The 12,087-nt window shown below is 64.7% G+C and carries 12 protein-coding genes; 5 read left to right on the top strand and 7 right to left on the bottom strand.

Annotated elements, in window-relative coordinates; genetic code table 11:
* Window positions 1–102: 102 nt before the first annotated feature.
* Window positions 103–1,491, top strand: coding sequence for an acyl-CoA thioester hydrolase/BAAT C-terminal domain-containing protein (locus AABB87_RS01775; RefSeq protein ID WP_341969417.1), 1,389 nt, complete (start codon window positions 103–105; stop codon window positions 1,489–1,491).
* 72 nt (window positions 1,492–1,563) lie between these two features.
* Here the strand turns inward: AABB87_RS01775 and metW are convergent, their stop codons facing one another.
* The 4 genes from metW to sppA all read right to left on the bottom strand — a co-directional run bounded on the left by metW (window position 1,564) and on the right by sppA (window position 6,327).
* Window positions 1,564–2,151, bottom strand: coding sequence for a methionine biosynthesis protein MetW (metW, locus tag AABB87_RS01770; protein ID WP_058721087.1), 588 nt, complete (start codon window positions 2,149–2,151; stop codon window positions 1,564–1,566).
* Window positions 2,148–3,260, bottom strand: a complete 1,113-nt coding sequence (gene metX, locus AABB87_RS01765) for a homoserine O-succinyltransferase MetX (RefSeq protein ID WP_445944825.1) — start codon at window positions 3,258–3,260, stop codon at window positions 2,148–2,150. The genes metW and metX overlap by 4 nt, the downstream gene beginning before the upstream one ends.
* A 270-nt stretch (window positions 3,261–3,530) precedes the next feature.
* Window positions 3,531–4,403 (bottom strand): substrate-binding periplasmic protein, encoded by an 873-nt coding sequence (locus tag AABB87_RS01760; protein ID WP_341969414.1) that lies wholly within the window; start codon window positions 4,401–4,403, stop codon window positions 3,531–3,533.
* A 64-nt stretch (window positions 4,404–4,467) separates the two neighbouring features.
* Complete coding sequence (sppA, locus tag AABB87_RS01755) at window positions 4,468–6,327, bottom strand: signal peptide peptidase SppA (protein ID WP_341969411.1); 1,860 nt, start codon at window positions 6,325–6,327, stop codon at window positions 4,468–4,470.
* A gap of 157 nt (window positions 6,328–6,484) precedes the next feature.
* Here sppA and AABB87_RS01750 point away from each other — a divergent pair, with 157 nt between their 5' ends.
* Window positions 6,485–8,140, top strand: coding sequence for an FMN-binding glutamate synthase family protein (locus AABB87_RS01750; RefSeq protein ID WP_341969409.1), 1,656 nt, complete (start codon window positions 6,485–6,487; stop codon window positions 8,138–8,140).
* Here AABB87_RS01750 and AABB87_RS01745 read toward each other — a convergent pair.
* The gene (locus AABB87_RS01745; protein WP_341969408.1) at window positions 8,123–8,761 is read right to left on the bottom strand and encodes a glutathione S-transferase; all 639 of its coding nucleotides are present in this window, start codon (window positions 8,759–8,761) and stop codon (window positions 8,123–8,125) included. The genes AABB87_RS01750 and AABB87_RS01745 overlap by 18 nt on opposite strands.
* Window positions 8,762–8,973: 212 nt before the next feature.
* On the opposite strand from AABB87_RS01745, the gene AABB87_RS01740 reads away from it, so the two are divergent.
* Window positions 8,974–9,639 carry a hypothetical protein gene (locus tag AABB87_RS01740; protein ID WP_341969407.1) on the top strand — a complete coding sequence of 222 codons (666 nt, stop codon included), beginning with the start codon at window positions 8,974–8,976 and terminating at the stop codon, window positions 9,637–9,639.
* A gap of 25 nt (window positions 9,640–9,664) precedes the next feature.
* Here the strand turns inward: AABB87_RS01740 and AABB87_RS01735 are convergent, their stop codons facing one another.
* Window positions 9,665–10,294: a glutathione S-transferase family protein gene (locus tag AABB87_RS01735; RefSeq protein ID WP_341969405.1), complete on the bottom strand. Its 630-nt coding sequence runs from the start codon at window positions 10,292–10,294 to the stop codon at window positions 9,665–9,667.
* Window positions 10,295–10,504: 210 nt separating this feature from the next.
* Between AABB87_RS01735 and AABB87_RS01730 the strand changes: the two genes are divergently transcribed.
* Both AABB87_RS01730 and AABB87_RS01725 read left to right on the top strand, forming a co-directional pair.
* Window positions 10,505–11,083: a GNAT family N-acetyltransferase gene (locus tag AABB87_RS01730; protein WP_341969404.1), complete on the top strand. Its 579-nt coding sequence runs from the start codon at window positions 10,505–10,507 to the stop codon at window positions 11,081–11,083.
* 97 nt (window positions 11,084–11,180) lie between these two features.
* Complete coding sequence (locus tag AABB87_RS01725; RefSeq protein ID WP_341969403.1) at window positions 11,181–11,495, top strand: EthD family reductase; 315 nt, start codon at window positions 11,181–11,183, stop codon at window positions 11,493–11,495.
* A 162-nt stretch (window positions 11,496–11,657) separates the two neighbouring features.
* Here AABB87_RS01725 and AABB87_RS01720 read toward each other — a convergent pair whose 3' ends face one another.
* Complete coding sequence (locus AABB87_RS01720) at window positions 11,658–12,050, bottom strand: DUF6500 family protein (protein WP_341969401.1); 393 nt, start codon at window positions 12,048–12,050, stop codon at window positions 11,658–11,660.
* Between the last annotated feature and the right edge of the window lie 37 nt (window positions 12,051–12,087).

Raw genomic sequence — 12,087 nt, 5'->3', positions numbered from 1 at the left:
TGATTCGTCGCCCATTATGTCGATCCGTCGCGCGCTGCCGGCACTGTCGGTCTGCGCTGGCGAGACTGGCTCCATCACCCACCCATTCCGATGGAGCTTCATATGCGTAACTCCCTGAACCGGTTCTCTCTGGCACTGGCCTTGAGCCTCACGGCTTCGCTGGCGGCGGCCTACCAACTTGCAGCGGCGCCGGCGGCCGAGGTGTTGCAAGGTGAAGCCCAAACGCTTTCACTCAGCGGCGGCAAGCCGGGCGAGCAAATCACCCTGCGCCTGAGTCGACGCGCCGATCTGCCCGGCATGGGCCCATCGCTGCTGCGCGCCGAGGCGGTGTTCCAGGCCGATGCACAGGGCCGCATCGACACCAGCCGCCAGGCCCCACTCTCGGGCAGCTACAGTGGCATTGACGCCAGCGGACTGTTTTGGTCAGCCTTGCCGGTACGCGGCGAGCCGGCGCCCGCCGCAGCCGAAACAGGCGAAGCCCGCTTGCAACTGGAGGCCTGGGGTCAGGACACAGCCGGCGCGCCCAAGCCTTTGGCCGAGCAAACGCTGCGCTGGCTACCCGCCAGGGCGCTAGTCGAGGCCCGTGCCGCCGCCGCCCTGCCCGGCGCGCAGCTGCTGCTGCCGCTGGAACGCGCGGGGAAGCTACCGGTGGTGATCGTCTTGGGCGGATCGGAAGGCGGATCCATCACCTCGCGCCGCTTGGCCGAGGCCTTGGCGGCGCGCGGCTTCGCCGCCCTCGCCCTGCCCTATTTCTCGCCACCGCGCTGGGGCGCCCAAGGCCCGATGGCACCGGAACTACCCATCCTGCCAACCAGCTTGGCACGGATCGAACTGGGCCAGCTTGAAACGGCGCGCGCGTGGCTGGGCCAGCAAGCTGAAGTGGATGCGAGTCGCATCGCGCTCTGGGGTGCATCCAAAGGCGCTGAATTCGTGCTGGCCGGCGCCAGCCGCATCGCCGGCTTCAAAGGCGTAGTGGCCGTGGTGCCCAGCGATGTGATCTGGGAGGGCTTCGACCTGATGCAGGGCGCCATGGCCCAGCCCTCATTCAGCTGGCATGGCGAAGCCCTGCCCTTCGTGCCCTACAAGGGTTACCAGGAAGAAGTGGCCGGCTTCATGAGCGGCCAACCGGTGCGCCTGCGTCGCGCCCATGACGCGGGTCGCGCGGCACAGCCCGAACGCGCCAACGCAGCGCGCATCGAGGTCGAGAAGATCAGCGCGCCGCTGCTCTTGATTGCTGGCAGCGACGATCAGGTCTGGGATTCCGGCGGCATGGCTCGCGCCATCGCCGCACGCCGAGCTGCCGCCCAGTTGCCCACCGAGCTGCTGCTGTTCGAAGACGCCGGCCACGGCATCACCGGCCTGGGCACCATGCCCACCACGCTGAACAATGCCGGCCCGATGAAGATGGGTGGCCAGCCCGCAGCCGATGCGCAGGCCCAGCGGCAAGGCTGGGCACGCACGGTGAGCTTCTTGCGAGAGGTGTTGCGCTGAGCGGGGCGGGCAAAGTCGAATGGCTCCCCGCCCGTGTCTTACTCAAGCCTCCCGATTCAAGCACCCGCGTTCTTAGCCGCGGTCGAACTTGAACACGGCCATGCTGGAAAGCAGGTTCGGGAAGGTACGCACCGATTGGCCGTCCTGGATGCCAAAGCTGTCCAGCACGCGCAGGCGGTTCTTGCGCGCCAGCACCTCGAAATCGGCATAGGTGCCGACGCGGATATTGGGCGTGTCGTACCACTCGTAAGGCAGTACCCGCGTCACCGGCATGCGGCCCAGCATCACCTGCAAGCGGTTCGGCCAATGCGCAAAATTAGGGAAGCTGACGATGCCGATGCGGCCAACGCGCGCGGTCTCGCGCAGCATCAACTCGGTATTGCGCAGATGCTGCAGGGTCTCCAGCTGCAAGACCACATCAAAGCTTTGGTCCTCGAAGATGGACAGGCCGTCTTCCAGATTGAGCTGAATCACATTGACGCCGCGCTGCGCGCAAGCCAGCAGGTTGGCGTCATCCAGCTCCACCCCGTAGCCGGTGCAGCCCTTTTCTTTTTGCAGCATGTCCAGCAATGCGCCGGTGCCGCAGCCCAGGTCCAAGACCCGAGATCCGGCAGGAACCAGCGCAGCGATCTGCTTCAAAACGCTTTCACTGCTGCTCATGCTGCGGCTCCTTGCGACTGTTCTTTGGCAATGCGTTGAAAGTAGGCGCGCAGCAGGCCGTGATAGCGCGGGTCCTCCAGCAAAAAGGCGTCATGTCCGTGGGGCGCGTCGATCTCCGCGTAGGAGACATCGAGCTTGTTGTCCAGCAAGGCCTTGACCACCTCGCGTGAGCGTGCGGGTGAGAAGCGCCAGTCGGTGGTGAAGCTGGCCAGCAAGAACTTGCAGCGCGCGCTGGCAAAGGTGCGGCTGAGGTCGCCACCATGCTCACGCGCGGGGTCGAAATAGTCCAGCGCGCGGGTGATCAGCAAATAGGTATTGGCATCGAAGTAGTCGCTGAACTTGTCGCCTTGATAGCGCAGATAGCTCTCGATCTCAAACTCGATGTCTTGCGTGCTGTAGCCCAAGTCCGCTGCTCGCATTTGGCGGCCGAACTTCTGCTCCATCACATCGTCCGAGAGATAGGTGATGTGGCCGATCATGCGCGCCACCCGCAGGCCGCGCTTGGGCACCACGCCGTGGGCGTAGAAATGGCCGCCGTGGAAATCAGGGTCGGTGATGATGGCGCGCCGCGCCACCTCGTTGAAGGCAATGTTCTGCGCCGACAAGGCCGGCGCCGTGGCGATGGCGATGCAATGGCGCATGCGATCCGGATAGCGCAGTGACCAGTCCAGCGCCTGCATGCCACCGAGCGAGCCGCCCAGCACCGCCGCCAGTTGGGTGATGCCCAATTGGTCCAGCAGCAAAGCCTGGGCGTCAACCCAGTCTTGCACCGTGACGACGGGGAAGTCCGCCCCGTAGATTTTCCCGCTTGCGGGGTTGATGTGCATGGGCCCGGTGGAGCCAAAACACGAGCCCAGATTGTTGATGCCGATGACGAAGAACTTGTCGGTGTCCAGCGGTTTGCCGGGGCCGATCAGGTTGTCCCACCAGCCTTCGCTTTTCTCTTCGCCCGCGTAGCTGCCGGCGACGTGATGGCTGGCATTGAGTGCATGGCAGACCAGCACCGCGTTGTCGCGCCGCTCGTTCAGCTGGCCATAGGTCTCATAAACGAGTTCGTAGTCGCTGAGGCTGGCGCCGCTGCGCAGGGGCAGCGGCTTGGCGAAGCGCATGCGCTGCGGGCTGACATGCCCGATGTGTCCGTAGGTCACAGGAAGAATCCTCCAAAAAGCAAAAAACCGGCTCCGCAAAAGCGGACGCCGGTTGATCGGAGTCCCTCTTTAGCTGCATTTGTTAAGCGCCCGCAATTCGGAACAAATCAGCGCTGTGAGGGCAATTATAGCGAGCGCCCAGCATCGACTGCGTGGCAGAGAAGGCTTCGAGCATGCCCGAGCGGGTGGTGTTTGGACCTGAGCGCAAGCCTGACGAATTGCTGCCTCGCTTCAGGATTTGAGGCGCGCCTTTTGCAAAAACTTGGCATAGCGGCCGTCGGCCTTGAGCCGTTCCAGCGCGGCGCGCACCTGCCCCGCCTGCGCCTCGCTGAAGTCCTTTGAACCGACCAACCACACATCAGAGGTATCAAACGATGGCCCCTCCGCATAGGCCCGCACTTCGCGCCCGCCCGCTTGCAAAGCACCCATGAAAGCAGGCTCAGCGGCGTAGACGAGATCGACCGTGCCCTCATCCAGGCGACGCAGGATGCGCGGGTAATCGGCCTCTTCGATGATGTTTCGGAAACCCAGGCTGCGCAGGCGTTCGCGACTGACCGCGCCGCGCAAGACCGCCACCCGAGATTGGCGCAAGGCTTGGTCGTCGCTCAACAGCCGGGCCTCGACTTCTTTCTTGCCGTAGAGGCAATAGCGCTGCCGATACAGCACCGCCAGCCACTTCACCGAGGCCTCCCGTTCGGGCGAACGCACCAAGGGCGCCATCAGCACCGAGGGGCCACGCCGCACCAGCGCAGCGGCGCGGGCGAAGGGGTAAAAGCTTGGGCGCAGGTCGTGCCTGAGTTCATGGCCCAGTTCGGCCAGCAATTCGCCCAGCGCACCCGGCGCCCCCGCGCCTTTGGCGTAAATCAAGGGCGGGAATTCGGAACTGACAAACTGAAAGCCCGCAGGCCAGTTGACAGGCTCGGACGGCGAGGGTTCAGAGGCCCCGACTGAGGCCGGCCGCTCGGCTTTCGGCGCGGCGCGATCAGGCTCCGGTTCAGCCGCCTGGCTCAGGCCACTGGCCAGCGCCAGAGCGGTGAACAGGCAAGCCATGCTGCTGCGCAGCTGGCCGACCTGGAAACCCGTGCTTGCGAACCGCACCGACATCTGCGCCTCCGACAGCGCCGACAGGGCGACACCGCGCCACGATTATGCGGCAGGCTTCAAGGCATCACGGCGCCAAGCACAGGCAGTGCACCACCGCCGTGAATGGCTTCTTGCCCTCGCTCAGCTCGGCCAAAAAGGCCAACTCGCCTTGCGCTTGCAGCAAGGCCTTGGGCGGCACGGGCAGGCCCAGTTCGGCACGCACGCTGGCGGCGATGGCCGGGGCCACCACTTCATCCAGGCTGCTCAGCACACGCTCCAAGCGGCCCATCTCGCGCTCCACATAGCTGACGCGCGGCGTGCCTTCCAGCTTGGCCAGTTTGGCGGCGGACTTGATAGCGTCGTCAAAACTGCCCAGGCGGTCAATCAGGCCGCGCTCCTTGGCCTGCGCGCCGGTCCAGACGCGGCCTTGGGCCACGGCATCAATGTCAGCCACCGGCTTGTTGCGGGCGGCCGCGGCCTTGGACGTGAACTCGTCGTAGATGTGGTTGATGCCCTGCTGCACGCTGGCCTGCATACGCGGGTCCAGCGGGCGGCGCGGGTCAAAGCCGCCGGTCAGCCAGGTGCTGGTGTAGCCGCCGGTGTGGATGCTGAGTTTCTCCAGCAGCTTGTCGGCGGTGGGAAGCATGCCGAAGACGCCGATCGAGCCGGTCACGGTGGCCGGGTCGGCAATCACCTCCTTGGAGGACATCGAGATCCAGTAGCCGCCCGAGGCCGCCACATCGCCCATGGAAATCACCACCGGCTTGCCGGCTTTTTGCGTCAGCTCCAGCTCACGGCGGATGATCTCGGACGCAAAAGCGCTGCCGCCGGGCGAGTTGACGCGCAGCACCACGGCCTTGATTTGATCGTCCTCACGCGCTTGGCGGATCTGGCGCGCGGTGCTGTCACCGCCGATGCGGCCGGCAGCGGCGTCGCCGTCGACGATTTCACCTTCGGCCACCACCACGCCCACGGCCGGGCCGTGTTGCGCGGCCGGCTTCAGATAAGCCTGGTATTCGTCCAGCGAGATGCGGCGGAAGCTCTTGCCCTTCTCGTCCTTGGCGCCGCGCGCGATCAAGAGTTCACGCATCTCGTCGCGGGTCTTGATGCCGTCCACCAGCTTGGCCTGCAAGGCCAGCTTGGCGCTGTCGCCCTTGAGCTGCGCCAGCGTTTCCGGCAAGGCCTCGATGCCTGCGACGATGGCACCCTTGGGCAGCTTGCGGGCGGTTTCCACCGCGCCGGTGTAGCGCGCCCACAGGTCGCCGTACAGATAGGCTTCCGCCTCCAGCGCGGCCTTGGAGGGCGCGTTGGCGAAATAGGGTTCAGCGGCGTTCTTGAAGGCACCCACGCGCAAGACATTGGCGCTGACGCCCAGGCGGTCCAGCGCATCCTTGTAATAGGTGCGATAGCGACCGAAGCCCTCAATCATCACCATGCCCATGGGGTTCACATAAACCTCGTTGGCGCGCGCGGCCAGGAAGTAGCTGCGCTGATCGAAGTTGTCGCCATAAGCCAGCACCGGCTTGCCGCTGGCTTTGAAGCGGTCCAGCGCGGCCGCCACTTCGTTCAGCCCGGCCATGCCGGCGCCACCGAACTCATCCAGGTCCAGCAGCACATGGCTGATCTTGGGATCTTTGGCGCCCGCTTCCAACGTGGCCAGCACATCGCGCAAGCGCGTTTGCTTTTGCTTGGATCCGCGCAGCTGCGCCATCGCCGTATCACGCGGCGAGCCGGAGTACTGCTCCACCAGCGGGCCTTGCAGATTCAGCACCAGGGCCGTCTTGTCTTGCAAAGGCTTGGGGCCACGGTTGAACAGCCCCACCACCAGCGCCACCAAGATCAGCAAGAGCAAGAGGTTAAGGATGGCCCGCCGCGTGGCGTCCAGCGCCCGCCAGAACTGACAGACAGCCCACCACAGACCCGAAAACACGCTTTTGACGCCCATATCGCCCCTACCTAATCCGAATAGTTTGATGCGGGCTGATTGTGCAGGATCGCAGCGGCCCAGCCGGAAGACATGGCTGGGGTTTGCACCAAGTTCCGGCAAGGCGAGCGCAGGGCCACAGCGCATACCATGCGCCAAAACGCCAAGGAGTGAGCGCATGCCGAGCTGGTTGAACCGAGTGAACGAGCAATTCCCGATCCGCTACAGCGCCTGGCTGTTCTGCATCTTGGCCACCGCCATCAACGCCATCGCCTGGCTGTTGAATCGCCGCTTCGCCAGCGCCGAGTTCCTGCAGATGCTGGTGTTCGGCCTGCTGAGCCTGCAGGGCTGGCGCGATGTGCAGCAAACCAAACGCGCCGTGCTGCGCAACTACCCCGTCATCGGCCACATCCGCTTTTTGCTCGAGTACATCCGGCCCGAGATCCGCCAATACTTTCTGGAAGCCGATAACGAAGCCGCGCCCTTCTCGCGCCAGCAACGCTCACTCGTCTACCAGCGCGCCAAGGGCGACCCCGACAAGCGCCCCTTCGGCACCCAGCTGGATGTGGGCACGCAGGGCTATGAGTGGATCAATCACTCGCTGGCACCGACCCAGCTCGCCTCGCACGATTTCCGCATCACCATCGGCGCGCAGCGCGCCCAGCCCTACGAGGCCAGCGTGTTCAATATCTCGGCCATGAGCTTCGGCGCGCTCAGCGCCAATGCCATTCTGGCCCTCAACGCCGGCGCCAAACGCGGCGGCTTTGCACACGACACCGGCGAGGGCTCGATCAGCGCCCACCACCGCCAGCATGGCGGCGACCTGATCTGGGAAATCGGCTCGGGCTACTTCGGCTGCCGCAATGACAACGGCAGCTTCAACCCCGAGCGCTTCCAGGCCAATGCGCGTGACCCGCAGGTCAAGCTGATCGAACTCAAGCTCAGCCAGGGCGCCAAGCCCGGCCATGGCGGCGTCTTGCCCGGCCCCAAGGTGACGGCAGAAATCGCCGCGGCGCGCGGTGTGCCCATCGGCCAGGACTGCGTCTCCCCCGCCGCCCACAGCGCCTTCAGCACGCCGGTGGAAATGTTGCGCTTCATCCAGCGACTGCGCGAACTCTCGGGCGACAAGCCAACCGGCTTCAAGCTCTGTATCGGCCACCCCTGGGAATGGTTCGCGATCTGCAAGGCCATGTTGGAGACAGGCATAACACCGGATTTCATCGTCATCGACGGCGCCGAGGGCGGCACCGGCGCGGCGCCGCTTGAATTTGCCGACCATGTCGGCGCGCCGCTGCAAGAAGGCCTGCTGCTGGTGCACAACACCCTGGTCGGCCTGAACCTGCGCGGCCAGATCAAGCTCGGCTGCGCCGGCAAGGTGACCAGCGCCTTCGACATCGCCCGCATGATGGCGTTGGGCGCGGACTGGTGCAATTCAGCACGCGGCTTCATGTTCGCGCTGGGCTGCATCCAGGCGCAAGGCTGCCACACCGGACACTGCCCGACCGGCGTCACCACCCAAGACCCGCTGCGCCAGCAAGCCCTGGTGGTGCCGGACAAGGCCGAGCGCGTATTCAACTTCCACGACAACACCTTGCGGGCCTTGCAAGAACTGGTGCAGGCCGCCGGCTTGCAGCACCCCAGCGAAATCAGCGCAGCCCACATCGTGCACCGCATCAATCAGCATGAGGTGCGCCTGCTCTCCAGCTTGCTGCCCTTCACCCGGCCGGGCGCCCTGCTCGGCAGCGAACTGCCGGGCAATGTTTTCAAGCTCTACTGGCCGATGGCCTCGGCGCACAGCTTTGCGGCGCAGGGTGACCTAGGCGTCGCTGACTGAGGGCGCTACCCAGGGCGCAGGCCGATCACGCATCACCGCCTGAAACAACTCGCTAGCCACAAAAGCGCGCAACCAGGCTTGCAGCGCGGGCAGTGGCGCGGCCTCAAACCAGGCCGCATCCACGGCCGCGAACTGGCGGATGAAGGGCAGCAGCGCCATATCGGCCACGCTGGGCTGAGCGCCAAACAGCCAGGCCTGCCCGCTCAAGGCTTGCTCCAGTGGCCGCAGCATCAATTCCATGCCCGCCTCGCGATGCTGCTCGACACTGGCCTCGGGAAAGCGTTGCGGGTATTTGTAGCGGTCCAGCAAGGGCTTGAATTCGAGGTCATTGCGCTGGATCCACTCGGCTTGGGCCGCCCAGGGCGCGGCCTGCAGCCAGCCATCCGGGTCGGCCTGGGCCAAGGCCCACAACATGATGTCCAGGCTTTGCGCCAGCACCGCGCCGCTGGGCAAGACCAGCACCGGCACCGTGCCCTTGCTGGAGGCGGCCAGCAACTCGGCCGGCTTGGCGCGCAAAGCCACCTCACGCATTTCCACTTCTGCAGCGGCATAACGCAAAGCCAGCCTGGCACGCATGGCATAAGGGCAGCGGCGGAAGGTGTAGAGAATGGGCAAGCTCATTGGGATGGATCGGGGCGAATCGTACAGATCGGGCGCTTGGCGAACGGACGGTTAAAAAAGGAGCGGCTTGCGGGCTTCAAGTCCCACGTTCAAGGGGGCTGCGCCATCGGGTCAAGGGGTTGGCGTCGGCCCTCAAAGCCGCAAAACTGCCATTGTCTTTCTCCCCTTGCCGAATGCCATCTCTTTTCCTGCTTCGCCGCTGCCAACCCTCTTTGCGCAAGGCCCAAGCTCAGCTGACCCAGCTGCCGGCTTGGCGTTTGTGCGGCATGAGCGAGCAGATGCGCAGTGCGGAGCAGGAGATTCAGGCCCTGGCGCCCGATGTGGTGGCCTGCGACCTGCGCCTGCTGGACGGCCACGCCAGCCGCCTGGCCCGCCAGATGCAAAGCTGGCCGCAGCGCCCTCGGCTGCTGCTGCTGACCCCCACGGCCGACGATTTGTTGCTGTTCCAGACCCTGCGGGACGGCGCCAGCGCCTATTGCCTGGACGTCAACCCGGCCAGCCCAGCGCTGCCCGAGGTGGGCGAAGTTCAGCAAGTCCACAGCCCCCAGGCCCCACCGCTGACACAAGGCCTGCACGCCTTGTGGGCCGGCCGAGCCAGCATGTCGCCGCGCATCGCACGTGAATGCCTGCAAGCCCTGGGCCTGAGCCGCAGCTCCTGGGCCAGCGCCAGCCAGCCGGCCGCGGTGGCCGAGGCCAGCGGGTCTGCCGGCGCCTCAGGCGGCCGTGAGGGCCAGTTATTGAGTCTGGTGTGCCTCGGCCTGCTCAGCGATGAGATCGCGCGGCTGTGGCAATGCGGGGTAGAAGCCATCGAGCAACAGCTCTACGCCATTTACCGCCGCCTGCATGGCACGCAGCGGCTAGCGCTTGCCTCGGCTTGAGGCGTGAGACTTTAGGTGCTTGGCCTCAGGCCAGGCGCGGTGCAGTGTCGATAAAACTTTGGCGAGCGCTAAGCTTTTCGAAATGACGCGCCAGATTGGGGCAATCGCTGCGCCAGTCGATGGCGGGGAAGCGGAAATCCAGCCAGCCCAGGGCGCAACCCACGGCGATATCGGCCAGCGAGAAATGGCTGCCCGAGCACCAGGCTTTCTCGCCCAGGCCTTGGTTCATCGCCGTCAGCCCGGCCTGCACCTTGCTCATCTGGCGATCCATCCAGGCCTGGCTGCGCTGCGCTTCTTCGCGGCCGGACCAGGTTTGCTCCAAACGCAGCGAGACACCGGCGTCCATGACGCCATCGGCCAGGGCCTCCCAGGTGCGCACCTCGGTGCGTTCACGGCCGCGCTCGGGGATCAGCTTGCCCACGGGCGACAGCGTGTCCACATACTCCACGATCACTCGTGAGTCGAACACCGCGCCCGTGATGGAGTCTTGCCCCTCCATCACCAAGCAAGGCACTTTGCCCAGCGGATTCACCTTCAAGATGGCATCACTGGCCCAGACATCTTCCAGCACAAACTGGTAGTCGAGCTTTTTCTCGGCCATGACGACGCGTACCTTGCGCACGTAAGGGCTGGCGAGTGATCCGATTAACTTCATATATTGCGCTGCTGACGCGTCATCCCAATTGGGCGCATTCTAGCCACGCGACTGTTGCAGATTGGGCTATACAAAGCGGGCGTTGTAGGGCAGACGAATGCCCGCCGCGCAGTGGAAATTACCAGCTGAAGCATCAGTTACGGCCACCTCAGCGCCAGCTGAGCGCCGCGCTGCTTTGATAAGCTGACTCATCGAGGAGCGTTCAATCCCATGCAAGCCGCCGACAAAACCAGTGATCAGCCCAAGCAGGTCAGCCTGCGCCATGTGCGAGAAGAAGACCTGCCACTGCTGTGCCGCATGGCCAGCGACCTGAATTGGCGCGGTGAGTTCGAGTCCACCTTGATGCGCAGCCCGCAATTCATGCGCAAGCGCTTCGCCGAGGACGGCTTTTCCAGCGAAGCGGCGGAGCGCCTGATGGTGTGCGACGCGAGCAGCGGCGCCGTCATCGGCAGCGTCTCGCATTTCCTTGCGCACCGCTATTCCAGCGCGCGCGAGATCGGCTGGAAGATTGACGACCCCGCGCTGCGCGGCCAAGGCTGGGGCACAGCCGCCGCACGCGCCTTGGTGGACTATGTGTTCGAGAACTTTGACATCAACCGCTTGAGCTGCGGCATGGACCCCGCCAATCTGGCCTCGCGCCGAATCGCCGAGAAAGTCGGCTTCAGCTACGAAGGCCGCCTGCGCGGCGTGCTGTTTCTGCGCGGCCGCCATGCCGACGGCGAGATGTTTGGCCTGCTGCGGGAGGAATGGCAAGCCGCACGTGCGCAAGAGGCCAAAGCCTCAGACTAGGGCTTGCGCCCAGGCTTGTTCGGCAGCAGCATTGCCCCGCAGCCTGCAGCCCATAGCCCGGCACCAGGACTGCGCAGCAACTCAAGGGAGCCCCGCCATGATCAAGGTCAGCGTGATGTACCCCTACGCCGCCGAGGCGCGTTTTGATCACCATTACTACCTCCACAAGCACATGCCCATGGTCAAGAGCCTGATGGGCGAGGCCTGTCTGAGCTACACCGTGGACAAGGGCCTGGCCGGCGGCGCGCCGGGCTCGCCACCGAGCTACATCACGCTTTGCCAGATGTTGTGCCCCTCAGTGGAGAGCTTTCAGGCCGCTTTCGCCCCCCATGCCAAAGCCATCATGGCCGACATCGTCAACTACACCGATCTGAGCCCGGTGCTGCAGATCAACGAGGTGCTGGTGGGCTAGGGATGCTCTGCATAACCCGGGGCGAGACCTTGTCGTGCGGGTCGGGATGAGCTGCAAGGCGCAGCTTGAAGCCAATAGCCGTCGCTATTGGCGAGAAGTGCAACGCTGCAGACCGACCGATGCCGCGCCCGCATGGGCCGGCCTGATTTGTGCAGCGCTTCCCTAGGACTGCGACGTCGCTTGCGCTGCCACCAAGGCGAAGATTTTTTCGGCCTTCTCAAAGTGGTCCAGCTGCATGTCCTGAATCCACCAAGTCGCCGCTTCCATCAGCAAGGCCGGATCATCGTTGCGGTTGGCAAAGAAGGCATAAAAAGACAGGCCGACACCCGGCCCCTTCTTGGCGATTTTGTCCGCGCAGACTTGCAGAATCTTGCTTCTCAGGGTGGCTCGCATTGACAGTCTTTCACTCGCGGTGTCGGCGGCCGACCAAGAGCGGCGACCGAACTTGCCCTGGCACATCAGCGTGCCGATCAGGCCATTGCCTTTAGAATTGTGCCGCAGCGCTTCCCTCGGATTGGCGATCCGGACAGACGAAAACACGGTTGCTATACGCACGGCGCGGCAAACGCTCACTAAAGCCTGCGGGCAGGCT

The sequence above is a fragment of the Roseateles sp. PN1 genome (assembly GCF_038419725.1).
Lineage (GTDB): Bacteria > Pseudomonadota > Gammaproteobacteria > Burkholderiales > Burkholderiaceae_C > Paucibacter_A.
The sequence above is the reverse complement of the archived record's forward strand: the minus strand, read 5'-3'. Positions and strand labels throughout refer to the sequence as shown.